This window comes from Clostridium senegalense JC122, assembly GCF_000285575.1.
Classification (GTDB): Bacteria; Bacillota; Clostridia; order Clostridiales; family Clostridiaceae; genus Clostridium_J; species Clostridium_J senegalense.
On the sequence record NZ_HE611050.1, the window covers coordinates 421,597 to 444,930 of the forward strand.

Here is a 23,334-nt window from a genome sequence, read left to right on the forward strand (position 1 = left end):
AATTCTACTCCTTTTTATTTGTAACAATAATTATATTTACCCTTCTGTTTTGAGCTCTATGCTCATCACTATCATTAGGCACTATAGGACTATATTCACCACAAGATACTGCCATAAATCTTTCTGGATTCTTATTCCCTTTTTCATTTATAAAATACTGCATTACACTTATAGATCTTGCTGAAGATAAATGCCAATTAGTAGGATATATATCACTGTTTATAGGTACATTATCTGTATGTCCCTCTATAATTATTTTATTATTTATGTTAGATATTATTGTGTTAATTTTTGATAATATTTCTTTACTTTCAGGTAAAAGATTCGCCTTTCCAGAATTAAAAAGAACTGTCTCTTTCATTTGAATGTTTATACCTTGTTCATCTTCATAAACATTTACATCTGATTTTAAATTATTTTCCATTATAATTTCCATAACCTGTTCATATACATTATCTTGCATATGTTGACTACTATTTTTTTCACCTTCTGTAATTTCAGGTTGTCCAACAATTGGAACTTCTCCACTAGATGTATTGAAATCTAACACATTTTGTGATGAACTACCATTAAACATAAGCTGGAAAGAATTAGACAATTGCATAAACTTTTGTTCATTTACTGTTGACATAGAATATAACAGAACAAAGAATGTTAAAAGTAGAGTCATAGTATCTGCAAAAGTTCCAAGCCATTCATCAGTCCTCATATCCTTTTTGCTTTTTCTAGCCATTCTCTACCTCACCACCTGATTCAACTTTAAATGTTTCTTTTTCTGCCGGTGATAAGTATGCTAATAATTTATCTTCCACAATTCTTGGGTTTGCACCAGATTGTATTGCAATAACTCCTTCAACTATCATTTCCATATTTGCAACTTCTAAAGCTGTTTTATTATCTAATTTTGCTGCTATAGGTAATGCAATTAAATTTGCAATTAATGAACCATAAAATGTGGTTATAAGTGCTGCACCCATACCTTTTGTTAAAGCATCAGCATCATTCATGTCTGATAGCATTTGTATAAGCCCTATAAGAGTACCACACATACCAAAAGCCGGAGCATATGCTCCCCATGATTTCAGCATTGCTGAGCCTTGGGAATGTCTAGTTTCTAACTGTTCAATTTCTAATGCCATTATTTCTTTTATCGCTTCTGGCTCTATTCCGTCAACTACCATGCTTAATGCTTTTTTTGTAAATGGATTTTCTATAGATGATATATCATCTTCTAAGGATAATAATCCTTCTCTTCTTGCTTTTCTTGACATCTCTGTAAAATTCAATACTATATCTGTTTTAGAATTAGCATCTTCTTTAAATGCTTTTCCTATAACTTTTCCAAGTCTTTTAATATCTTTCATTTCATAAGATATTAATACTGCACCTATAGATCCACCTCCAGTTATAGCAATAGACGCTACATCTATATATATCTTGGCATTACCTCCTGCATCCATTATTCCATAAATAACTAGCACCCATGCTACGATAAGGCCAATAATTGTTAGCATATCGTTCTTTTTCATATTTATGTCCTCCTAAAAGTTTCCTGAAAATATTTTTCTTTTAAATTCAATTATTTTTTTCATTACTTCATCACGATTTTCTTTTACTAAATAAACCTTACCATTACTTAAGGTAATAACTGTGTCTGGAACTGATTCTATTTTTTCAATATGATCACAATTTATAATAACTTTTTTCTCATTTAAAGTTGTAACTTCAACCATACCTCTCACCCTTTTCAATTTCAAATTTATATAAACACAAAATAAAGGAATTATAATCTAATAGATAGTTTGTCCACTTTTAGAAGATGTTAAATTTGTATCAGCTGATAACAAGATATTGATAAATAAATTTTAACTTTAAGTTATTCCTCTTATAAGGTTCCAAGTTAACTTTTAAAATTATCCATTCCAAAACTTGGATACCTAAAATAGTGAGACATGCTCCGAATCACTTAGAATTCAACACTACATTTTGCATAAAAATATTTTAAGAGTGTTGAATAAATTTAAATTGGAGCTTGTTTTCCTATATTTGTGTTACATTCAAACCTAAATTTATTAAACTTTTTATATTATTTATAAGTATTATGTATAACAATATTTATATTTTTATATCCAACCTGTAAATTAATTTACAGGTTGGACAATGTATTAAAACTTTTAAATGCTTTTTAATTTTCTCTTAAATTTAAATCCTTAATAATTTAATTTTTTATCTTTTTAAATTAACTAGCTCTTGAAGTATTTCATCACCAGTTGTTATAACCTTGCTACAAGCTTGAAAAGAACGACTGGCAACTATCATCTCTGTAAACTCTACAGCTAAATCTACATTAGACATTTCAAGCATACCATTTATTATACTTCCATAAGCTTCTTCTGCTGGACTTTTCTCACTTTTAGCTGGTCTTATTACTGGTGATCCTGAATTTGCACCTGGAACATACATATTTTGACCTACCCCTTCAAGTCCACCATCATTTACAAATGATGCCATAGCAACTTGACCTATTACAGTAACTGTTTGATCTTCTAGTGTAGCTTTTATTAAACCATCTTTTTCTATAGTAAAACCACTAACTTTTTTTCCATCTATTTCTTCTGGTATAGCTAATGGAACCAATTTTTTTTCAAAATTTAAATCTTCAGCCTTTTGATTAGCATCAACAAAACTTAACTCAACTTTTCCTGATTTTTCACCTATTTTTCTTCCAGCATCTGATGAAACATATCCCATAACTCTATACCCATTTGGTGTTACTAAATTTCCTAAACTATCTCTTTTAAATTCTCCATCTCTGGTATAATATGATTCCATTGCTTTTTCTGCATCTGTTGGCTTTGCCGTATCCGTTGATATTTCACCATCTATGTCACCTTTTGCAACTATAAAATATCCACTTCCATCAATTGCATTATCTAGTGGTCTTCCTGTTGGGTTTAAGCTTCCCTGTCCTGTATTTACTTCTATACTTTGAAGATTAACGCCCATACCTATTTGCTTTGGGTTACTTCCTCCTAATGCTAAAACCGGTCCAGAACCTTTTCCTATAGTTTCACGCATTGTATCTTGAAAAGTAACTCTTGATGATTTAAATGATGTTGTTCCTGAGTTTGCTATATTATTACCTATAACGTCTAACTTTTTTTGTTGTGCATTCATTCCTGATATGCCTGAATACATAGATTTTATCATCTTTACTTCCTCCTTTAATTTCATCTCAAATCTATCGTTCATTGAGATAGAAGGCTTCCTAAAAAGGTCCAGCCTTTATTTAATATTTTTTACTATAATAGAACTACAGAATCTACATTAGTTACTACATTAATTTCATCTTTACTTTTTTCCATAGCAGTTATTATTGTTCTATTTTTTATACTTGCTATTAAGGCCATATCCTTATAAAGAATCAATGCTTCCCTACTTCCCTTTTCACTTGCTTTATTTATTCCTTCGTTGATTTTATCTAAAAGTTCACCACTAAGTTCTATATTTCTTTCTTTAAGTCTTTTTGCAGAGTGGTTTGATAAAGTAAATCCCTGGTTTTTGGCTTTTTCTGATTTAAATATATCATCAAAGCTTTTGCTTTCCTTAGCTTCATTTTTAGTAATATTTTTTTTATCCTGTAAATTACTAAAATCACCTATGGGATACAAAACTCCATTTATAATTCTATAACCCATTATAAAACCTCTAATCTTTTATAATTTTATTGTTGTTTTTTTATATTCATAATGTAATCGAATGGATAATCTTTAATCTCTGGTTTCCCATTTTCATCATATTTTAAGTTACCATTTTCATCTTTAAGATGTACTTTTACTTTTATGCCTTCTTCATCTCTAAATATTTCTGTTACTGTACCATAAGGTCTCTTTTTCTCTGGTTTTTCAACTGGCTTTTCTTCTTCATCGCCTTCTTCATTACCTTCCTCAGGATCTTTTCCATCTACATCTTTATCCCAAAGTTCAACATCTTTGCCTATTAAATTTGCTCCATTTATAAAGTTAATATAATCTAAAGTTGGATCATCTATTTCAGCAACTTCTAACACATCATTATAATCAAAGCTCTTAATCTCTCCTTCAGCAGTTACAACTGTTATATATACATTGGATCCATTTTTATAAACAGATTGAACCACACCAACCTCTTGCTCACCCTTAGTATTAGCCGCATTTAATGCTACAAACTTTCCTACCAATCCTTGAGCACCAGAAAGTCTCATAGTAGTATTTAAATTAGCCATTTGTTCCAAGCTTGAAAATTGAGCCATTTGAGTTACATATTGAGTATTATCCTGTGGTTGAGTTGGATCTTGGTTTGCAAGTTCAGCAGCTAATATTTGTAAAAACATATTTTTATTCATATCATCGCCAGGTTTAACAACATTAGTTCCTCTTTCAGTTTTGCTAGCTGTAGCTGACGCTTTACTATCTTTCTTTAACTGATCCATTTGGAAACTAGAATTACCAGTTTTAGGTAAACTTACATTTGGCACTTTTAAAACCTCCTTTTCTTTTATAGTAAAATAATTCAAAACTTACACTAATACATTTAACATATCATTATTAGAATTTTGATTTTCACTTTCACTGTTTAAATTTGATTCATCTATATTTTCTGTACCATTAATGTTATTATTTTTTTCTTTATTATTCTCATTAGATTGATTTTCTTTATAACTACCATCATTAAAATATGTTGTATCTTCGTTATAAACTGATACTTCAACATTTTGAATTTTTATTGTATCATTTGTAAGCTTGTCCATAATTTCTTTTACATTTGCGTTAAGTAATGCAACAGTTTCTTTATTAACAGCTTTTAATTGAGCTTTCATCATATCCCCTTCCATAGTAAGATTTATTACAATCTCACCTAAATGCTTAGGATTGACTTTCACAACTAGATCTTGAATATTATTAAGATTCATATACTTTATAGATTTAATAATATCCTCATTAAAAGAAGTTTTATTAATTAATAAATTATCTTTCGGTATGTCTTCCACTGGATTATTACTTATTTTGCTTAAAAGATTATTAAACTTATTTAAAGGCAATTCTTGTTTTTCACCACTTATTTTTTCTAGTAATTTATCCTCTTTAATTAACTCACTTTTTAAAAGATTTTTACTACTATCATTGTTATTTTTATTGCTATTTTCCTTAGTATTGTCCTTTAAACTGTCTTTAGAATTTTCTTTGATATCTACTACTAATTTAGGCATTTCTTTATTTTCTGCATTGTTTACTTCTTTTTTAAATGAATTTATAGCTTCTTTCAATGATTTTTCAATTAGTTCCTTTATACTGCTATCGTTTATGTTTTCATCCATATTTAACTGTGATAATAGCTTTGTTAAGGATTCATCTAAAGAATTTTTATTTAAAATTTCACTAAAATCACAATTATCATTGATAAATTTACAAATTAAATCTTTTAATTCTTTATTGTTTATATTTTCAACTTGTATTTCATCTGGATATACCTTAGCTAGTAAATTTACTATTTGCTTTTTTAACTCTTCTAAAGAATTTTCATCTAAATTTTCTATACATTCTTCAACTTTTTCTTCTAATTTTTCTTCAACCTTCTCGCTTTTCACTTCATTACTTCCAGATACTTTTTCATTATTACATATCTTCTTTTCATCTGTATTAGTCTTACCTTTATCTAAAAGTTTTTGAAATGTATTAGAGTTTTCTTTATCTTTTGATACACTTTTTTCTTTTTGTGGTAAATTTTCTATTGCATCTTTTCTAATGGTATTTAAAAAATTCAATTCCATATTTTTCACCTCCTTTCAGCAACTTTCCTTATATGACCATATAAAGCAAATTCATCTGCTTGCTTTTGTTCTTTCATTGATTCTTCATCTTTAAAACGTTTATAATCCTTTTCTTTTAAGATTTCTACAGTTTTTCTTTCCACTTGAGCCTGTACTAACTCTTTTCTTTTATTCTCTGTAGCTACCTTTCTCTTTTTTAATTCCTTTTCTTCAGTTTCTATAGCCATATTTAATGTATTTAAATATTTAAGAATCACTTTTCTTTCTATAGTACTTAAATTTAAAGGAACATTTTTATACTGATTATAATCAGTTTTAAATTCCTTTATTTTCTTTTCAACTAAGTTTTGAGAAGTCATAGCTTGTACAAACTCTCTTTTCTTACCCTCTTCTTTTTCTTCTCTTATATCTAATAGCTTTTGAAGTTTAAATTTGTATGACATAGGTTCCCCCTTATATAAAATCAATTCTTAACCAAAACAAATCTTAAATTTTATCATTTGATAAATATATAAGTTTTAAAGCTACCTTGTACTCTATAGCTGACTAAATGTATTCTCAAGAAAAGACACATTTTCATCAAAATTTGATTCTTCATTTATCCCTTGTCTTAAAAAGTTTATAAGAACATCATTATATTTTATAGCCATATCTATTTTAGGATTGCTACCTTCTACATATGCACCTAAATTAATTAAATCTTCCGCATCTTTATAAGTAGCTAATAAATCTCTAGCTTTAGATGAAGCATTTTTATGATCTTTACTACATATTTCTGGCATAAGTCTACTAACACTGCTTAATATATCTATAGCTGGATAGTGATTTTTAGCTGCCAACGCCCTAGATAAAACAATGTGCCCATCTAATATACCTCTAACAGCATCTGCAATAGGTTCATTAAAATCATCTCCATCTACTAACACTGTGTAGAAAGCTGTTATTGAACCTTTATCAGACATCCCGCTACGTTCTAATAATTTAGGCAACATAGCAAACACTGATGGTGTATATCCTTTAGTAGCCGGCGGTTCACCTATAGCTAGTCCAACTTCTCTTTGTGCCATTGCAAAACGTGTTACTGAATCCATCATTAAAATTACTTTTTTTCCTTTATCTCTAAAATATTCTGCAATTGCTGTAGCTGTAAATGCTCCTTTTAATCTTACAAGGGCAGGTTGGTCAGAAGTAGCACATACTACTACTGACTTTTTTAACCCTTCTGGTCCTAAATCTTTTTCTATAAAATCAAGGACCTCTCTTCCTCTTTCTCCTATAAGACAAATAACATTTATCTCTGCCTGCGCTTCCCTAGCAATCATACCTAAAGTTGTACTTTTACCAACACCACTACCAGCAAAAATTCCTATTCTTTGACCTTCACCACAGGTTAAAAATCCATCAATAGCTCTCACACCTGTTGGAATAACCTCTTTTATTCTTCGTCTTTTTAAAGGATCCGGTGGCATAGCTTCTAAGGAATAATTAGTAAAAGTTGAAATTTCATACTCATTTAATGGATTTCCAAGTCCATTTAATACCTTTCCAAGTAATTCATCACTACATTTAACACTTAATGGTTTTCCTGTAGGAAGAACTCTACATCCTGGAGCAATACCCTTTAATTCACCTAAAGGCATTAATATTACATTATCTCCTCTAAATCCAGTCACTTCACTTGCAACAGCTTCATTTAGCTGATTATAAACTTTGCACACTTCTCCTACAAAAGCTCTTATACCTTTTACTTCTATAGTTAAACCTATAACATTTACTACTATTCCTTCTTTGTAATAATAATCAGCATTTCTAATTTTTTCTTCTAGCTTGTTAAAATTTAAAGTTAACATTTAATATCACCTTTTAGCTATCTTTCCATAATTAATTCTTTTAGTTTACTCATAATATAATCAATACCAGTTTCAACTTTTCCATTTTCTTTTTCTATAATGGCAACTCCATCTTCTAGTGAGTTATCCTCTACAATAAATATATCTCCATTAAAAGCTAACCTGTTAATCATATTAAGCTTTTCATCTTCTAATGAATTTTTATATTTACAGTTGCATCTTATAATAAAATAGTTTTCATTTTTTTCCTTTGAAAGAATATCATAAACAATATTATTTAATGCCTCAGCATTACTTAATTCCTTTTTTAACACTTCATTCACAGAAGTTAAAACAAGCTGTCTAAAATGCTCTTCTTTTTCTTCAACATACTTTTTATATTCTTTTTTAGCATTTGCAAGTACTTCATTAGCACTTTCTATTATAAGAGCACCCTCATTTAAAGACTTTTCCATTCCGTCATTATAGCCTTTTTCAAAACCATTATTATATCCCTCTAAACTTCCTTTTTCAAAAGCATTGTTCTCTATTTCTTTAGCATCTTCTAATGCCTTAACTAAAATTTTGTCGCTTTTTATTTGAGCATTTTTTATAATGCTATCAGCCATATTTTCCATACTTTTTAAAAGTTCATCATTATTAACTATATTAATAGTTTCCTTATTTTCTTTTATATTTTCTTTTTCTTTATCCATAAGTTTGAAATTAATGGCAGAGATTTCTTTTTTTCCTTCTGTTATAACATCTTTATTTTTAATAATATTATAAGATGATTGCATCCTCTCCACCTCTTGCTATTTGTATTTCACCAGCATCTTCTAATCTTCTTATTATTGCAACAACCTTTTGTTGAGCTTTTTCAACTTCAACAAGCCTTACTGGACCTAAGAATTCCATATCCTCTTTTAGTGTAGCCGCTGCTCTCTTAGATTGATTCTTAAATATGGCATTTGCAACTTCTTCAGAGCAGCCCTTAAGAGCAAGACATAATTCTTTATTATCCACTTCACGTAATATCCTTTGAATAACTGGATCTCCAAGAGTAATAATATCCTCAAATACAAACATAGATTCCTTAACTTTTTCCGCAAGTTCACTATCTTCATGATCTAAAGCTTCTGTAATATTTTTTTCTGTACTTCTATCAACCTGATTTAATATATTTACTAAGGAAGGAACACCTCCTACAATAGTACTTTCACTATTGTGAATTATATTTGATAACTTATCATTCAGCACTCCTTCAATTTCCTTAATAACCACAGGATATATAGTGTTCATAGTGGCTATTCTATAGGCAACTTCCGCTTGAAGTTCAGGTGGAAGTTCTGACATTATTTGTCCTGCTTTATCCGGTTGAAGATAGCAAAGTATCAATGCTATTGTTTGAGGATGTTCATTACGTATAACATTCATAAGTTGAGTTGCATCAGCTTTTCTAGCAATAGAAAAAGGTCTATATTGCTGTGTGGCTTCTGTAACTCTTTCTAGTATTTCTGATGCCCTTTGAGTTCCTAATGCTTTAGATAAAAGATTTCTTGCATATTCTATTCCACCTTCTAAAATATAATCTTTAGCCTTATTCATCTCTAAGAATTCATCTAATATAGCCTTTCGTTCTTGTGACGATACTGAGCTCATGTTAGCAATTTCATAAGTTACCTTTTGTATATCTTTTTCTGGTAGCCTTTTTATAATTCCTGAAGATGCTTCAGGCCCTAATGTTATAAATAATATTGCCGCTTTTTGAACACCGGTCAATTTCTCTACTTTAGCCATAAATTATCCCCTTTCATCATCTGCTAACCATGATTTAACAACATCTGCTACCTGTTCTGGCTTATTAGTTGCATACTTTTTAACTTCACCTGTAACATGCTCATTTTCATTTTTAGCGTCTAAATTTAAAGTTTCAAAAACTTCTTTTGGTTTTACTTCATCTCCGATTAAAATATCAAAGTTTGAATCCTCATCTTCATACTCTTCTTCATCTTCTCCCCTTGATTTTTTAACTGCTAAAATTATTGCTAAAATTGCTATAAGCGCACCAACTCCACCTACTACCATAGCTATAACCTTGTTTCTTTTCGCAGCAGCTTCTTGTTTTTTCATATCTTCTAATTCTTTTTGAGCTGCTTCTTTTTCTGCATTATCAAAATCTAATGATTCAACAGTTACTGAATCTCCTCTTTTTTTATCTAATCCAATAGACTCGGTAACTAGATTTCTTATAGCATTTTTTGCTTGAGCATCTACTTTACCATCTACTACTACAGATGCTGATAATTTTTGAACTTCTCCTGGTGCTTTAATAACTGTTTGTTCCTTTTTAGATACTTCATAATTTGTAGTATTTTCTTTATGAGTAACTCCCTTTTCTTTCTCTTCATTATTCTGAGTGTTATTCATATTATTATCTACTGGACTACCTGATGTGTTACCACTATCATTTTCTGTAGTAACAACTTCATGATTACTTACAACTGCGCCTTCTTTACCATAATCCACGCTTTTTTGCTCTACTGCATCAAAATTTAATTCTGCATTTACAGATACTCTAACTTTGTCTTTATATATAGGTTCAAGTACATTCATTATTTTTTTCGAATATTCTTCTTCCAATTGCTTTTTAGCCTGTAATTGCTTTTCAGTAGAATTAATAGATTTATTTTCACCTTTTTCATCATAAAGACCTTCTGTTAATAATTTAAAATCGTCAGATACAACAGTTACATTTTCATTTGGAAGGTTCTCTACACTTCCTGAAATTAATGAAACAATAGCCTTTACTTGATCCTCAGATAATTGCTTGCCTTTGCTCATTAATAGTGTTACTGATGCCGATGCTGGAGTTGGTTTAGTTATAAATGCAGATTTATCTGGTATAACTAAATTAACTTTTGCATTTTCCACTTCTTCAAAAGATTTTATAGTTCTTTCTAATTCTCCAGCTAATGCTCTTTGATACATAACCTTAGTTTCTGTATCCGTAGAACCTACTGAACTTTTCTCATCAAACAATTCAAAACCATTGCTACCTTCTTTAAAAGATACTTGTGATAATAATTCCATTCTTAACTTATCTACATTTTTCTTTTCTACTAAAATTGAATCCCCTTGAATTTTATATTTATATTTTTTTTCTTCTAATTTTTCTATTACTGCGCCTGAATCCTCTGCTGTCATTTTGGAGAATAATACTGCATATTTAGGTTTTAAAGCAAGTACTGACATCGTTATTACAGTTATTATAGCAACGGAGGTAAGTATAGCTACAGCTATCTTTTTAGCCTTGCTCATTTCTTTTATTTTATCTTTTTGCTCTTTTAAGCTCTCAGATAGCTTACTCATTCTGTGCACTCCTTACTATATTTGCATTTTATTAAATTCTTCATAAGCATTTATAAGCTTATTTCTTACTTGAACTGCTAGTTCTAATGTCAATCTAGCTTCTTCTGCTGAAACCATTGCCTCATGTAAATTAACATCACCTTTTATAAAACCATTTGTTTCTTTTTCTGCTTTTACTTGTGTTTCATTAACCTTATTTAAAGCCGAATTTAACATTTCAGAAAAACTACTTCCTACATTGTTTTGCTCATTCTTATTCTCAATATTTCCTTTTATCCCTTCATTAAAAACCTTAATGCCGGGAACAAATTCGTTTGTTACCATAAAATTCACCTATCTTCCAATTTCTAATGTTTTTGATATCATATTCTTTTGAGTATTTAATGCTGTTATATTTCCTTCATAAGCTCTTGAAGCAGCAATTAAATCTACTGTTTCATTTAATATATTTACATTAGGCATTGTTACATATCCCTTTTCATCTGCATCAGGATGTGATGGATCATAAACTTTTTTTAATGGAGATTTATCATTTTCAACACCAACTGCTTTAATTCCCATTGGTTTTAGCTCTATATTCCCATTTGACTTATCTATCTGTTTTTGTAAATTTTCTTCAAAGGTTGCAATTTTTCTTACATAAGGCTTTCCATCAACGCCTCTTGTAGTATTTGCATTTACTATATTAGATGTTATTGTATCTAGTCTTAATCTTTCTGCCGAAAGACCACTAGCACTTATTCTCATACCTCTAAATGCTTCCATCTATTAATTACCTCCTTTTATCACTGTACTTCTCATGTTAAATCTAGTATTAGCTTGTTTTACTAATGCATCATACATTAAACTATTTGATGCTGCACTAGTCATTTCACTTTCTATATCCACATTATTTCCGTCTTCTCTCATACTAGATTTATTGTCTTTTTTCACTTCTATATTTTCTGCAGAAAACCCCATATGTTTATTGCTAGTTTTTTTTAATTCATAATTTTTTGAATTTTCCTCTTTAAGTGCTTCATCAAAATTAACATATTCTCTTTTATAATTTTTTGTATTTACATTTGCTATGTTATTATTTATAATTTTTCCACTTAAAGTCGTTACATCCATTCCTTTTTTTATTAAATTATATGTAACATTATCTATTCCCAACATTATCCCTCCTCTTTATACACTTAACTTGAAAATTACATCAAGGATTAAAACTTATTTGCCTATATATAGTTTCACTTTAAATTCTTTATTTTTTACCTATATTTCCAATAATGTTCAACACATCTTGAGGAAGCTTGTTTGCCTGAACCATAAGTGATAATCCTGCATTTACTAGAACATTATTTTTAGTATACTCTATAATTTCCTCGCTAATATCTGCACCGGTTAAAGAGCTCTCCGCATTTTGTGTTTTTAATGATAATTCATTTAACATTTCAGTGTTACTAGTTAATCTATTTGATATAGCTCCCATTTTGCTTCTGCAATCGTTTAATTTACTTATAGCAGTATTTATTGTATCTATAGACTTATTTATTTCTTCTGTAGTTAATACTTTAACTTTTCCATCTAATCCTAACCCTGAAGAACTTAAATCACTTGTGGGGATTGTAGTTTGCTCACCGGCATTACTACCACATTGAACTAATATTCCTTTATCTGATGATAATATCTTTTTACCATTTATTTCTGTATTTTTAGCTATATCATCAATTCCTTCTAATATAGAATTTATTTCTTCTTGTATTATTTTCTTATCTTCTTCAGAGCCTGTCCCCCCTGCCTGTATAGTGAGCTCTTTAATTCTTATTAATGAATCTGATATATTTTGCGATGCACTGTCAGCAGTTTGCAACATACTTATAGTGTCTTGTGTATTTCTTGATGCCATTTCTAATGATCTTATTTGTATTTTCATATGCTCACTACTAGACAATTTATTAGGATCATCCTTAGCTGTTGCAACTTTTAATCCTGAATGAATTCTACTCATAGCTGCATTTTGTTTAGATAAATTTTTACAATAGGCATTATATATGTTTAGAGCTGACATATTATGATTTAATCTCATCTACTTCACTCCATATTCTTAATTTATTATTTTTAAATACTGTATACAACAAATAGTTTACCACACTCTTATATAAAGACAATTACATAAGTATTTAGTAAACTTTTCAATAATTTAGATCTATTTCATATATATACTATCTTTTAATCTCTTAATGATAGTATACGAATTATATTAATATTGGGTATTAATATATAAGTAAATCAAGCAAAAATTTCAACTTATATATTATCTAATTCTAAAATCATAATACTATAATGTTGATAGCGTCACTATAGTATTATGATTAAATTTGGGTTGATTTTTATAAACACATTTTTGGATAGTATCATGTCTCACTATTTTGGGTATCCAAGTTTTAGAATAATTAATTTTAAAAGTCAACTTGGAACCCTATAGTTTATATTAAACAAGGTAGGTTGTCTTGTTTATTAGAACTTAAACACTTTTCTTACTTCTATATTAAGTTTTTAAATTTGCTTTTTCAATAAACTTGTCACAAAATGCACTTTAATTGTAACATATATACAAAATTATCATATATTTATCAAAAAATATCATAACTTCTATATTTTTATGAGATTTTATAAAAAATTAAAGTCTACATAAACTTTTTATGTAGACTTTGCTTTAAATTTAGACTTTTTCATTTATGAAATAAGAATTTCTATAAAAATCTTTATTATATTGATTATTAGCTACTTTATTTTTTGATATAATTTTTATCTTATCCTTTATTTCATCTTTTCTTGTGTTAAATAAAATTTTAATCTTTTTCTCATCCTCTAATAAATTTAATTTACATATAACACTTTTTAATCTTTCTTTATCTACATTAGAGCTTTCTATTTTATTTATTATCCTTTGTTTTTCTATAATTAAATTTTCTATATTATCATAAGATGCATTTTCAATGTCTTCACTAAGACTTTTTATCATTTCTTGATTTATAAAAGAACATCTTTCAAGTAAATTTTCCATGTATTTTAACTACCCATCTGCTGTGTAAACCAATTCATTTGAGAATTTAATGAGTTCATAGCCTTCTCTAATTGAGCAAACTGTAAATAATATCTATTTTCCATTTCATTCATTTTCTTTACTTGTTCTTTTATCATATCTTCTTTATCTAATATGCTTTTAGTTAAAATATTATTCTTATCTGTTACACTACCTTCAATTCCAGCTTTTTCTAGTAGTAATCCTCTATTTCCAGTATCGCCTAATATTCTTGTACTTGCATACTTTTTAAATGTTGTATCTACTTTTTCCATTCCTATTTTGAAAGTATTAAATGTTTTTTCTGAATCTTCATTTAAAGCTTTTTTAAACTTATCTTCATCCAAAACAAGTTTTCCACCTTCTCGCACATTGTCAGATGTTTCTATGCCTATACTAAATAAAGTATCCTTATCTCCAAACATATCCATTCTTAACTCTGACATCATGTTCTTAAGATAACTATCGCCTTTTAATATACCTTTTTTAGCTTGTTCTTCCCATTTTTTTATTTCTTCCTCTTTCATATCTTTCTTTTCATCATCTGTAAGAGGCTTATAACTATAATTTCTCTTTTCTGTATTAAGTTTGTTAACCTTATCTATTAATTTATTATAATCTTCAATAAAGCTTTTAACTGTTTCAATTGCTTTACCATTGTCTTTAGTTATAGTAATTGTAAAATCTTCGCCTACTTCTGCTCCATTTAAATCAAAGTTTATTCCATCCTTTGAAAATTTATTATTATTGGATGTAATATCATATTCAGTTGAATCACCAGGTAATGTTATTTTAGCTTCTAAATCTTTACCTTTTGTTTGTTTAAGTGTAACACTTCTAACTAAATCTTTTGCAGCATTTTCAACATTAGGAAAATTCCCCGTTATTTCAGTTCCACCTTCTAATGTTAGTTTAACTTTTCCTGACTCAATTTCAGAATTTAACTTTACCTTACCACCAGTTTGTTTATATATATCCGTTGATAAGTTATCTAACGTTGTTTTATCATTTACTCGTATATCAACTTCTTTTTCTTCTCCATTATCATCAAATTTTATAGTTAAAGTTTGATCTAGTAAACCCAAAGACTTATTCGACTCAATAGATTCTATTGTAGTTCCAGTTAATTCTGATGTGTTTAATCCTAATTTACCCATTAAATCAATTCCATTATCATCTAATCCTAAACTTACCTCTTTTCCTGTTTCTTTAGTACTTAAGGTAAATTTCTTAGATATAGAACTATATTCTAAATTAACTTTTCCATTAGTTGATTCTGATACTTTTTTCGATAAATCTTTTACCGTCATAGTATTGTCAATATTTATTTCATGTATTTCACCATTTATAGATATATTAAATGTACTTTTCTCTGTATCTGGTTCAAAAAAATTATTAATATCACTTAATTTAGTATCTAAATTTATGTCAGTTTTTTCACCTTGAATTTTAGCACCTTCCGCTAAATTTTTTACATTTACTTTATATGTTCCTTCTTTAGCATCTGAACTTGCTGTTATATTTAATATTTCATTACTACATTTAACTTTAGAACTATTTAAAGATCCTGAAGATAATAAGTACGTATCTTTATTTAAAACATCAAAATATTTACCCATTAACCCATGAACATCTTTTATAATATCTCTATATATTTCCTGTTGCCAAAGTACTATTTGTTGTTGTTGCTTCATTGAATCTATTTTAAGCTGTTGTGGTTTAAGCATGTCTTTTATCATAGTGTCTGTATCCATGCCTGTTGCCATACCTGTTATTCTCATATATTTCACCTCTCTAAAATTATAGGTTGTAAATTTAATGAATAAACTTAAATATAAACTTGTTTTCCTATAACAATATAGGGAATAAAGTAGTTTTTATTCCCCACATACCTGTTAGCTAATACAATTAACATATTTACAAAAGTTCAATGTATATGTTAATTTATATTTTCTTACTTATCTTTGTTTAGCTGCTATTTTATATGCATCATTCCACATACTTCTAATATCTTCTATAAGTGGTATAATCTCATCCATTATCTTTATATCAGATTTTATATTAGCTTCCATTAATCTATTATTTATAAATTCATATACAGATGATAAACCATCTATCCATTGTAGATTTGTGCTTCTATCTAATGATATCATTAACTCATAAAATATATCCTGAGTTTTTACTAAGTTTTCATGCTTCTTTTTTATATCCTTGTCTAATATTGCTTGTCTTCCTATTTTGGCATATTTTACTGCTCCATCTAAAAGCATTAGTAATAATTGCTCTTTTGATGCGTAATTTATACTATTATTTTTATAAGCATTATATCCATTAGCATAAGAATTCATCCTTTAACCCACCTTTTACCTATGCCTTTTCATCTAGTAGAACTCCTGCCATTTCACACATAGCTGCCACCATATCTAATATTTTTTTAGGTGGTATTTCTTTTATTACTTTATCATTTTCTTTATCCATTATTTTTACTATAAAAGTATTTCTAAAAAATTCATGCTGTTCATATTTTACATAGGAATCATGTTCCTTTAAAAATACATTTAATTTTTCTACAGCATTTTTTAATTTCTTCTCTTCAATATTTTCCTTTGAATTATATTTATCATTTAAACCAATACCTTTATTTTTTTCACCTTGAATATCTGAAGCTTTCTCTTGTTGTTCTACTAAATTAGCATCTTTTTTTTTGTTAGAATTTAATTTATTATAGTTTACTTCCTTGTTATCTACAATTTTCATTGTTCCAACTTCCATGTTTACACCTCTTAATTATTTTTTTAATTTTCCAAGGATTGAGGTATCTACTGAGACTGCATTTTTATTTTCTATAGTTACAGCATCCTTCAATTCCTTTCTTAGGATTGTAACATCTTTTGGTGCATTTATAGATAATTTTACTGACCCATTATCTAGTTTAACTACAACGATTTCAACATCTTCACCTATTAATATAGATTCCCCTTTTTTTCTACTTACAACTAACATTTTAAATTCTCCTTAAATAGTAGTTCCTTTATATTATAACTTTCATTATCTATTATAATTTGTTTTCCAAGATTGCTACTTATATTTAAAACTATAGGTGCTTTTAAATTAGTTGTAATTTTATTTATATCTGAATTTAATGTTACTGTAGTATAAACTGCTACTTCTTTTTCATTTTTAATTTTTAATTTAGATACTATTTTATCACTCAAATTAAACTCATAATCTTTCCTTACTAAAAACGGTGACATAATAACTATGCCTACTGATTCATCTTCAAGTGAATGAATAACTTTAAAATCTTCATTATCTTTTAGTGAAAATATTATATATTTTTTTAAATGCTCAAATCCTAAAAGACCTTCACTTAAAGTTATAATTTTATCTTCATCATATTTTATAATGCCATGATACTTAGTCTTTAGTTCCATATTTTTTTACTCCTTGTTCATTATCTTATAAAGTCTAATAAAGATGGTGGTAATATTTTAGATGCTGTTTGAAGCGATGCTAAATAAACAGTTTGTATCATTCCCATCTCCATGCTCTTTTCCACCCAATCTATATCTTCATTGTAAGACAATATCGCTTTAAGGTTTATATTTTGGTCTTCATTTACATTTTTTGCACCCTTCATTCTATTTTGAAAGGTTCCAACCTTTGAACGAACACTTAAAAGATTACTAATTGCACTATCTAACCTTTCTAAGTGCTCATTATTCACTTTGGATATATCTCCATCTTCTCCTAAATCCTTTATTATATCATTTAATAAATGTCCTAAAGTGTCATTTGCTGCAATAGTTACTTTATTATCTATGTCTATTTCTTTATTATTTTTATCTGTTAATATCTTTCCATTTTCATCAGTAAGCTTTCCATCCTTATTTATCTTCAATAATTTGCCATCTTTATCTTTAAGTTCTCCATTACCATCAATTGTGATAGGCTCTCCATCATATAGGATTTTTTTCCCACTTTCATCCACTAAATGTGATTCCTTATCTACCCTTAAAACATTGTTATCTTTATCAATTTTTAATAGGTTTCCATTTCCATCTTTTAAATCTTTGTTTTTAAAACTTAAAAGCTCATTAGCATTAACACTATATTCAATAACAACTCCAGAGGAGATTTCAACCTTTAAATTATCTCCAATGGTTCCAGAGATAAGTTCTCCATTTTCATCTACAGTGGTAGGTTTTTTATCACCATGAGTTCCACCAAAAATATATTTTCCATCAAAGGAAGTATTTAATATTTGAGAAATTTCATTTACTTTCTCTGATATCTCATCTTTAACTGCTTTTAACTCATCTTTATCATAAGTACCATTTCCAGCTGAAACCATAAGTTCTCTTATTCTACTTAATGACTTACCTAAATTATCTAATGCACTATCTGTTGTATCTAGCCAGTTTATAGTATGGTTTATATTAGTGTTATACTGCTCATTTGCATAAATTTCACTGTATATTTGCATAGAACGTGCTGCTTTAAATGGACTATCAGATGGTCTTTTAAATTCTTTACCTGTATCAAGTTGCTCTTGTTTACGTTTCATATGATTTAAGTTTACATTCATATCTGCTAAAAACGAATTTGACATCATTTTGTTAGTTATTCTCATAAAACCACCATCCTAACGTTTTAATCCATTTATTACTACATCTAACAATTCATCTACAGTGGATATCATCTTTGCATTTGCTTGATAAGCATGATTAAATTGAACTAAATTTATAGTTTCTTCATCAATAGAGACTCCTGATGTAGACTCTCTCTTTTCAATAAAACTACCTAATAATATTTGTTTATTAGCAACATCTCTTTTAGCAGCTTGAGCCTCAATACCTAATGTATTTATTATGCCTTTATAATATCCCTCTACACTTGCACCATCTTTATTATTTTCAAAAGTTACAATACCTTCTGAAGTAATGCCTTTATCATAACCGTTATTTTTCTTAAATTCTTCTAATGTAGTTTTTTCTTTCACACCTTTTGTTTCATCATCAATTATAAATTTTATATCTCTAAGTTGTGCTATAACTAAGGCTCTTTTTCCATCTGTTCCACCACTATTTGAAGCGCTACTTACATTTAAAAGCATAGGATTTTTCAACAAATCCTCATTTATAGTTATATTTCCTGCAGTTATATTCATACCTGAATTATCACTACCTATTTTATCTGCATCTGTTCCATCAGTGAAAAAATTTCTATTTCCACCACCATCTGAATGTATTGCATTAGTAGATAATGCTATAGTTTTTGCTAAGTTATTCAATTTATCTATATTAGATTGTATTTTTTCATCTAATTTTAGTAATCCACCTATTGTTCCACTTGATGGATTAAAATCGGTTGGTTTTATAGGGTTTCCATCCTCATCCGTTGTTATTTCTTTTCCCTTATCATCTACCTGAACAAATTGATAACTTCCTGATGCTTCATCAAATTTTAAATGATATTTAGGGTCTTTATCTGCATTTTGTATTAAATTTATATCTATACCATTAGCATTTAATTTTATTCCATTAAGATTCTCTGAAGTTACATCAATACCAAATTTTGTACTTAATTCATCTAATAATAAATCTCTAGAATCTAATAAATCATTAGGATTATTTCCGGCAAAAGTAACTTTTTTTATCTCTTTGTTAAGTTCATTTATTTGATCTAATAAATTATTTATATCTTCTACTGATTGTTTTTTTTCTGTTTCTAAATTTCCTTTAGTGTCTTCCAGTTGTTTATGTGTATGATTTAATAAATCTGTTAATTGTTTAGCTGTTTGAACTACTACTTGTCTTGCTTCTGATTTTTCTGGGTTTAATGATAATGTTTGCCACGCATCATAATACTCTGACAATAATTTTGATATAGCTGTATCGCTAGGCTCATTAAATATACCTTCAATTTCAGATAAATATTTTTCTTTAGCTATTGAGTCAGCAAGATTACTAGACTCTCTTCTTATTTGATAATCTAAAAAAGTATCTCTTGTTCTTGTTATAGCTACTACATTTACCCCTGTTCCTATTTGACCTGGACCTGCAAGTGTTATAGGACGACTAGCGGATAAAATAACATGTTGCCTTGAATATCCAGGAGTATTTACATTAGACATATTATGTGATGTAGTGTTAAGAGCAGATTGTTGTGCAAGCATACCTAATTTAGATACTTGCATTGTCCCAAACAAACCTGACATTTTATCACCTCGCTACCTTCTAATTTTCCCATAAGAATTATAAGTGTTTATGGCACCTTTATCTTGTGGTTTTAACATATTAATCATTGCATTAGTATAATTTAGGGCTTGCTTTAACAAAATGCTATTACTATCTTTTTGCATCTTTGTTGCCTCTAAAAGCATAATACAATCATCATATTTTTTTTCTAATTCTTTATCTTTATATTCATCTATTACTTCTTTCATAGATCTTCCTTTTGTAATTTTTCTTCTTTCCATTTCAATTATTGCAATTTCTTTATTTGATTTTTCAATGTTAGCGATGATTGACTCCAACCCCAAAGCATCATCTTTAACTATTAAATTATATTGTTGTTCTAATAAATTTAAAATTTCTCCAATAGCTTGTTTTTCCTTAATTAAAATATCATTCAATTTATTATTCATTAGTAGTATTCTCTCCCATTTAAATGTTCTATGATTTTTTCTGCTACTAACTTACTATCAACCTTATAAGTTCCTTCTTTGATTTGAGCTTTTATTTTCTCAATTCTTTCAGTAGGGGCTTCTTTTAAATCAGTTGCAGCCATAGTATTTAAAGTTTTTCCTAAGTTTGAAATTTCACAGCTATCTTTAATTGAAACTTCATTAGTTTTAGCCACTGTTTTATTCACATTTTTATATGAATTAATGGCCATAAAATTTGATGTACTATTAATTTTCATTTTTCATACCTACCTTGTGTTTATTCTAATAATTATATCGTTATCTTATATTAAAAGTTTATAGAAAAAAGTTTAAAAAATTATACTAAATTTAAATAAATATTAACATTTTTAAAATAAAAGGCTGCGAAAAAATATATTTAATATACTTATTCACAGCCTTTTATTTATATCAATAGATTATAACTCTTTAAAATATATACCATTGATTTTATTTACCAAGACTTCTAACTCTTTCTTCACCACTTACTATGCCTGTAATTTTAACACCAAAATTCTCATCAACTACAACTACTTCACCGTAAGCTATTTTTTTACCATTAACTAAAATATCCACTGGTTCCTCTGCTAATGTATCTAACTCTATTAGTGATCCTGTAGTTAATTCTAATACTTCTCTTATATTTTTTCTAGTTTTACCAAGCACAACAGATACTTCTAGTGGTACATCTAGTATTAAATCTATATTATTTGGCATACTTGTAGTTGGCCTATTATTTAATTGACTAAAGGCAGCTTGTTTAACTTGAACAGGCTCATCATTAGTTTCTATCGATTTTGGTTCATAATCATAGTTAGCATTTTCACTTTTCATTGCAATCTCTTCATTTAAGTTATTTTCTTCCACTATATTTTCTTCTTTAGAAGTAGTTTCTTCTTCTGTTCCCATCATTATAGTTATAATTTTTTGAGCAGTAACTAGTGGAAGCACTTGCATAATACTACTATCTACTAAATCCTCAATATTCATTCTAAATGATATAAATGCAATTTCTTCTTCTTCATTAATTTCTTCTGATAATGGTGATGTTGTTTCATCACAAATACTTGATAATGGTGGTGAAATATTTACTTCTCTTCGGAACATAGTAGCCATAGAAGTAGCAGCCGAACCTATCATTTGATTCATAGCCTCTGATACTGCACTAATTTCTATTTCTGAAAGCTCACTAATTCCATCTACTTTTCCATCTCCACCCATCATAAGGCTTGCAATAACCGCCGCATCGCTTATTTTCATTATTAATAAATTTCCACCCATTATTCCACTAGTAAATTTAACATCTAAAACTACATTTGGCGTCTCAAAGCCTTCTCTTACTTTTCTTAAAGTACTTACTTGTATATTTGGTGTAGTTATATTTACTTTTTTTCCTATAATGGTGGAAAGCGCTGTTGCAGCGGATCCCATAGAAATATTTCCAACTTCACCAAGAAGATCTTTTTCTATATCACTTAAAACTTCCTTTTCTTTTTCCTTTTCACTCTCTTTAGGTGAAGCGTCATTTCCATTTAATAAAGAATCTATTTCTTCTTGTGATAGAAATCCGTTACTCATCGTTCTCCACATCCTCGCTTATATATTCTATTATTTGAACTGCTCTTTGCTTTCCACTTAAACCAGGTTTACCAATATAAGTCAATTGTTCTTCTACATAAATCTCTGCTGGTGAATCTATATTATTATCTAAAGTTATAACGTCTCCTATATTTAAAGATAAGAAATCATTAACTGTTATTTCTGTTTTTCCAAGTATAGATAAAATATCTACATTTACTTTATCTAGTCTATGCCTTACCTTCTTCTTATGCTCATTTGCTAGTTCGTCATCATTGCTAAACCAATATCTAATCACAAGCTTGTCTAAAACTTTCTCTATACTAAGATATGGTATACATATATTCATGAACATAGTAGTGCTAAACATTTCAACAGTAAATGTTATAAGAGCAACTGGCTCATTAGGCGCTAGAGTTTGATTTAATGCTGGATTTGTTTCTATTTCTTGAATTTCTGGTTGTACGTCTAAAACATCTTCCCATGCTAATTTCAAATTTGATACTAATCCACTATTTAAAACTTTAATAAGTTTCTTTTCTATTTCTGTAAGCTCCTTTAATTTAGGTTTTTTATAACCTGAACCTCCTGCTAAAACATCATACATTCTAAGAACAAATTCTGCATTAGTTTCAAGTAATATATCTCCACTTAATGGTGGCATTTTAAAAAGTGTAAGCACTGTAGGATTTGGTATAGAGTGAATAAACTCTTCATAAGTTATTTGCTGAACACTTTCTACATTGACTTTTATATTACTTCTAAGTTGTGCAGTTAAATAATTAGAAATTATTCTACTGTAATTGTCATGAACAAGCTCTAAAGTTCTTATATGATCTTTAGTAAATTTTTGAGGCCTTCTAAAATCATAAGGTTTTACTTTAACTTTCTCTTCCTTCACTTCTAATGAATCTGCCTCTAAATCTCCAGAAGATAAAGCAAGCAAAAGAGCATCTATTTCTCTTTGAGATAATACTTCTGACATTACTCT

The 23,334-nt window shown here is 28.4% G+C and carries 28 protein-coding genes; all 28 read right to left on the reverse strand.

What is annotated here, in order from left to right:
• Positions 1-4: 4 nt before the first annotated feature.
• Positions 5-733, reverse strand: a complete 729-nt coding sequence (locus tag CSGHG_RS02570) for a flagellar motor protein MotB (protein ID WP_010292389.1) — start codon at positions 731-733, stop codon at positions 5-7.
• Positions 726-1,529, reverse strand: coding sequence for a motility protein A (locus CSGHG_RS02575; RefSeq protein ID WP_010292391.1), 804 nt, complete (start codon positions 1,527-1,529; stop codon positions 726-728). Before CSGHG_RS02575 ends, CSGHG_RS02570 begins: the two co-directional genes overlap by 8 nt.
• Positions 1,530-1,541: 12 nt before the next feature.
• Positions 1,542-1,733: a flagellar FlbD family protein gene (locus tag CSGHG_RS02580; protein ID WP_010292393.1), complete on the reverse strand. Its 192-nt coding sequence runs from the start codon at positions 1,731-1,733 to the stop codon at positions 1,542-1,544.
• A gap of 493 nt (positions 1,734-2,226) precedes the next feature.
• A complete protein-coding gene (locus CSGHG_RS02585) occupies positions 2,227-3,210 on the reverse strand; it encodes a flagellar hook-basal body complex protein (RefSeq protein ID WP_010292394.1) in 984 nt (327 codons plus the stop codon).
• 92 nt (positions 3,211-3,302) lie between these two features.
• Positions 3,303-3,698 (reverse strand): TIGR02530 family flagellar biosynthesis protein, encoded by a 396-nt coding sequence (locus tag CSGHG_RS02590; RefSeq protein ID WP_010292397.1) that lies wholly within the window; start codon positions 3,696-3,698, stop codon positions 3,303-3,305.
• A gap of 26 nt (positions 3,699-3,724) precedes the next feature.
• Positions 3,725-4,516, reverse strand: a complete 792-nt coding sequence (locus CSGHG_RS02595) for a flagellar hook capping FlgD N-terminal domain-containing protein (RefSeq protein WP_010292399.1) — start codon at positions 4,514-4,516, stop codon at positions 3,725-3,727.
• Between the two features lie 42 nt (positions 4,517-4,558).
• On the reverse strand, positions 4,559-5,809 hold the full coding sequence (locus CSGHG_RS02600) for a flagellar hook-length control protein FliK (RefSeq protein ID WP_010292402.1): 1,251 nt from the start codon (positions 5,807-5,809) through the stop codon (positions 4,559-4,561).
• A gap of 5 nt (positions 5,810-5,814) precedes the next feature.
• Positions 5,815-6,252, reverse strand: a complete 438-nt coding sequence (fliJ, locus tag CSGHG_RS02605; protein WP_010292404.1) for a flagellar export protein FliJ — start codon at positions 6,250-6,252, stop codon at positions 5,815-5,817.
• Between the two features lie 93 nt (positions 6,253-6,345).
• Positions 6,346-7,659 (reverse strand): flagellar protein export ATPase FliI, encoded by a 1,314-nt coding sequence (gene fliI / locus CSGHG_RS02610; protein WP_010292406.1) that lies wholly within the window; start codon positions 7,657-7,659, stop codon positions 6,346-6,348.
• A gap of 17 nt (positions 7,660-7,676) precedes the next feature.
• Positions 7,677-8,438, reverse strand: coding sequence for a FliH/SctL family protein (locus CSGHG_RS02615; RefSeq protein ID WP_010292408.1), 762 nt, complete (start codon positions 8,436-8,438; stop codon positions 7,677-7,679).
• Positions 8,422-9,438 carry a flagellar motor switch protein FliG gene (gene fliG / locus CSGHG_RS02620; RefSeq protein WP_010292410.1) on the reverse strand — a complete coding sequence of 339 codons (1,017 nt, stop codon included), beginning with the start codon at positions 9,436-9,438 and terminating at the stop codon, positions 8,422-8,424. The genes CSGHG_RS02615 and fliG overlap by 17 nt, the downstream gene beginning before the upstream one ends.
• A gap of 3 nt (positions 9,439-9,441) precedes the next feature.
• Positions 9,442-11,010, reverse strand: a complete 1,569-nt coding sequence (gene fliF, locus CSGHG_RS02625; protein ID WP_010292413.1) for a flagellar basal-body MS-ring/collar protein FliF — start codon at positions 11,008-11,010, stop codon at positions 9,442-9,444.
• A gap of 15 nt (positions 11,011-11,025) precedes the next feature.
• Positions 11,026-11,334: a flagellar hook-basal body complex protein FliE gene (gene fliE, locus CSGHG_RS02630; protein WP_010292415.1), complete on the reverse strand. Its 309-nt coding sequence runs from the start codon at positions 11,332-11,334 to the stop codon at positions 11,026-11,028.
• Between the two features lie 9 nt (positions 11,335-11,343).
• Entirely contained in the window at positions 11,344-11,775 is a 432-nt protein-coding gene (flgC, locus tag CSGHG_RS02635) for a flagellar basal body rod protein FlgC (protein WP_010292417.1), read from the reverse strand.
• A 3-nt stretch (positions 11,776-11,778) separates the two neighbouring features.
• Entirely contained in the window at positions 11,779-12,165 is a 387-nt protein-coding gene (gene flgB / locus CSGHG_RS02640) for a flagellar basal body rod protein FlgB (RefSeq protein WP_010292419.1), read from the reverse strand.
• Between the two features lie 88 nt (positions 12,166-12,253).
• On the reverse strand, positions 12,254-13,078 hold the full coding sequence (locus CSGHG_RS02645; protein WP_010292421.1) for a flagellin N-terminal helical domain-containing protein: 825 nt from the start codon (positions 13,076-13,078) through the stop codon (positions 12,254-12,256).
• A 636-nt stretch (positions 13,079-13,714) separates the two neighbouring features.
• A complete protein-coding gene (locus CSGHG_RS02650) occupies positions 13,715-14,059 on the reverse strand; it encodes a flagellar protein FliT (RefSeq protein ID WP_010292424.1) in 345 nt (114 codons plus the stop codon).
• Positions 14,060-14,064: 5 nt separating this feature from the next.
• Complete coding sequence (gene fliD, locus CSGHG_RS02655) at positions 14,065-15,858, reverse strand: flagellar filament capping protein FliD (RefSeq protein ID WP_010292426.1); 1,794 nt, start codon at positions 15,856-15,858, stop codon at positions 14,065-14,067.
• A gap of 177 nt (positions 15,859-16,035) precedes the next feature.
• A complete protein-coding gene (fliS, locus tag CSGHG_RS02660) occupies positions 16,036-16,425 on the reverse strand; it encodes a flagellar export chaperone FliS (protein ID WP_010292428.1) in 390 nt (129 codons plus the stop codon).
• A 19-nt stretch (positions 16,426-16,444) separates the two neighbouring features.
• Positions 16,445-16,849, reverse strand: coding sequence for a flagellar protein FlaG (locus CSGHG_RS19675; RefSeq protein ID WP_010292430.1), 405 nt, complete (start codon positions 16,847-16,849; stop codon positions 16,445-16,447).
• A 15-nt stretch (positions 16,850-16,864) separates the two neighbouring features.
• Complete coding sequence (csrA, locus tag CSGHG_RS02670; protein WP_010292432.1) at positions 16,865-17,080, reverse strand: carbon storage regulator CsrA; 216 nt, start codon at positions 17,078-17,080, stop codon at positions 16,865-16,867.
• Positions 17,074-17,511: a flagellar assembly protein FliW gene (fliW, locus tag CSGHG_RS02675; RefSeq protein ID WP_010292435.1), complete on the reverse strand. Its 438-nt coding sequence runs from the start codon at positions 17,509-17,511 to the stop codon at positions 17,074-17,076. The genes csrA and fliW overlap by 7 nt, the downstream gene beginning before the upstream one ends.
• Positions 17,512-17,531: 20 nt before the next feature.
• Complete coding sequence (flgL, locus tag CSGHG_RS02680; protein ID WP_010292437.1) at positions 17,532-18,710, reverse strand: flagellar hook-associated protein FlgL; 1,179 nt, start codon at positions 18,708-18,710, stop codon at positions 17,532-17,534.
• A gap of 12 nt (positions 18,711-18,722) precedes the next feature.
• The gene (gene flgK / locus CSGHG_RS02685) at positions 18,723-20,297 is read right to left on the reverse strand and encodes a flagellar hook-associated protein FlgK (protein ID WP_010292439.1); all 1,575 of its coding nucleotides are present in this window, start codon (positions 20,295-20,297) and stop codon (positions 18,723-18,725) included.
• A gap of 12 nt (positions 20,298-20,309) precedes the next feature.
• Complete coding sequence (locus CSGHG_RS02690; RefSeq protein ID WP_010292441.1) at positions 20,310-20,726, reverse strand: flagellar protein FlgN; 417 nt, start codon at positions 20,724-20,726, stop codon at positions 20,310-20,312.
• Positions 20,726-21,004 (reverse strand): flagellar biosynthesis anti-sigma factor FlgM, encoded by a 279-nt coding sequence (gene flgM / locus CSGHG_RS02695; protein WP_010292443.1) that lies wholly within the window; start codon positions 21,002-21,004, stop codon positions 20,726-20,728. Before flgM ends, CSGHG_RS02690 begins: the two co-directional genes overlap by 1 nt.
• A 211-nt stretch (positions 21,005-21,215) precedes the next feature.
• The gene (gene fliY, locus CSGHG_RS02700) at positions 21,216-22,343 is read right to left on the reverse strand and encodes a flagellar motor switch phosphatase FliY (protein ID WP_010292445.1); all 1,128 of its coding nucleotides are present in this window, start codon (positions 22,341-22,343) and stop codon (positions 21,216-21,218) included.
• Positions 22,336-23,328 (reverse strand): flagellar motor switch protein FliM, encoded by a 993-nt coding sequence (gene fliM / locus CSGHG_RS02705; protein ID WP_010292446.1) that lies wholly within the window; start codon positions 23,326-23,328, stop codon positions 22,336-22,338. Before fliM ends, fliY begins: the two co-directional genes overlap by 8 nt.
• Between the last annotated feature and the right edge of the window lie 6 nt (positions 23,329-23,334).

What these genes read in the sequence shown, in the direction of transcription:
- CSGHG_RS02585 (WP_010292394.1), bottom strand. Translation starts at nt 3,210, where the DNA reads ATGATAAAATCTATGTATTCAGGCATATCAGGAATGAATGCACAACAA.
- flgL (WP_010292437.1), bottom strand. Translation starts at nt 18,710, where the DNA reads ATGAGAATAACTAACAAAATGATGTCAAATTCGTTTTTAGCAGATATG.
- flgM (WP_010292443.1), bottom strand. Translation starts at nt 21,004, where the DNA reads ATGAAAATTAATAGTACATCAAATTTTATGGCCATTAATTCATATAAA.
- flgK (WP_010292439.1), bottom strand. Translation starts at nt 20,297, where the DNA reads ATGTCAGGTTTGTTTGGGACAATGCAAGTATCTAAATTAGGTATGCTT.
- CSGHG_RS02575 (WP_010292391.1), bottom strand. Translation starts at nt 1,529, where the DNA reads ATGAAAAAGAACGATATGCTAACAATTATTGGCCTTATCGTAGCATGG.
- CSGHG_RS02590 (WP_010292397.1), bottom strand. Translation starts at nt 3,698, where the DNA reads ATGGGTTATAGAATTATAAATGGAGTTTTGTATCCCATAGGTGATTTT.
- CSGHG_RS02615 (WP_010292408.1), bottom strand. Translation starts at nt 8,438, where the DNA reads ATGCAATCATCTTATAATATTATTAAAAATAAAGATGTTATAACAGAA.
- fliG (WP_010292410.1), bottom strand. Translation starts at nt 9,438, where the DNA reads ATGGCTAAAGTAGAGAAATTGACCGGTGTTCAAAAAGCGGCAATATTA.
- CSGHG_RS02650 (WP_010292424.1), bottom strand. Translation starts at nt 14,059, where the DNA reads ATGGAAAATTTACTTGAAAGATGTTCTTTTATAAATCAAGAAATGATA.
- fliE (WP_010292415.1), bottom strand. Translation starts at nt 11,334, where the DNA reads ATGGTAACAAACGAATTTGTTCCCGGCATTAAGGTTTTTAATGAAGGG.
- CSGHG_RS02645 (WP_010292421.1), bottom strand. Translation starts at nt 13,078, where the DNA reads ATGAGATTAAATCATAATATGTCAGCTCTAAACATATATAATGCCTAT.
- fliJ (WP_010292404.1), bottom strand. Translation starts at nt 6,252, where the DNA reads ATGTCATACAAATTTAAACTTCAAAAGCTATTAGATATAAGAGAAGAA.
- CSGHG_RS02690 (WP_010292441.1), bottom strand. Translation starts at nt 20,726, where the DNA reads ATGAATAATAAATTGAATGATATTTTAATTAAGGAAAAACAAGCTATT.
- fliY (WP_010292445.1), bottom strand. Translation starts at nt 22,343, where the DNA reads ATGAGTAACGGATTTCTATCACAAGAAGAAATAGATTCTTTATTAAAT.
- fliD (WP_010292426.1), bottom strand. Translation starts at nt 15,858, where the DNA reads ATGAGAATAACAGGTATGGCAACAGGCATGGATACAGACACTATGATA.
- CSGHG_RS19675 (WP_010292430.1), bottom strand. Translation starts at nt 16,849, where the DNA reads ATGGAAGTTGGAACAATGAAAATTGTAGATAACAAGGAAGTAAACTAT.
- CSGHG_RS02570 (WP_010292389.1), bottom strand. Translation starts at nt 733, where the DNA reads ATGGCTAGAAAAAGCAAAAAGGATATGAGGACTGATGAATGGCTTGGA.
- fliI (WP_010292406.1), bottom strand. Translation starts at nt 7,659, where the DNA reads ATGTTAACTTTAAATTTTAACAAGCTAGAAGAAAAAATTAGAAATGCT.
- CSGHG_RS02580 (WP_010292393.1), bottom strand. Translation starts at nt 1,733, where the DNA reads ATGGTTGAAGTTACAACTTTAAATGAGAAAAAAGTTATTATAAATTGT.
- flgC (WP_010292417.1), bottom strand. Translation starts at nt 11,775, where the DNA reads ATGGAAGCATTTAGAGGTATGAGAATAAGTGCTAGTGGTCTTTCGGCA.
- csrA (WP_010292432.1), bottom strand. Translation starts at nt 17,080, where the DNA reads ATGTTAGTTGTAAGTAGAAAAAAAGGGGAATCTATATTAATAGGTGAA.
- fliM (WP_010292446.1), bottom strand. Translation starts at nt 23,328, where the DNA reads ATGTCAGAAGTATTATCTCAAAGAGAAATAGATGCTCTTTTGCTTGCT.
- fliF (WP_010292413.1), bottom strand. Translation starts at nt 11,010, where the DNA reads ATGAGTAAGCTATCTGAGAGCTTAAAAGAGCAAAAAGATAAAATAAAA.
- CSGHG_RS02600 (WP_010292402.1), bottom strand. Translation starts at nt 5,809, where the DNA reads ATGGAATTGAATTTTTTAAATACCATTAGAAAAGATGCAATAGAAAAT.
- fliW (WP_010292435.1), bottom strand. Translation starts at nt 17,511, where the DNA reads ATGGAACTAAAGACTAAGTATCATGGCATTATAAAATATGATGAAGAT.
- fliS (WP_010292428.1), bottom strand. Translation starts at nt 16,425, where the DNA reads ATGAATTCTTATGCTAATGGATATAATGCTTATAAAAATAATAGTATA.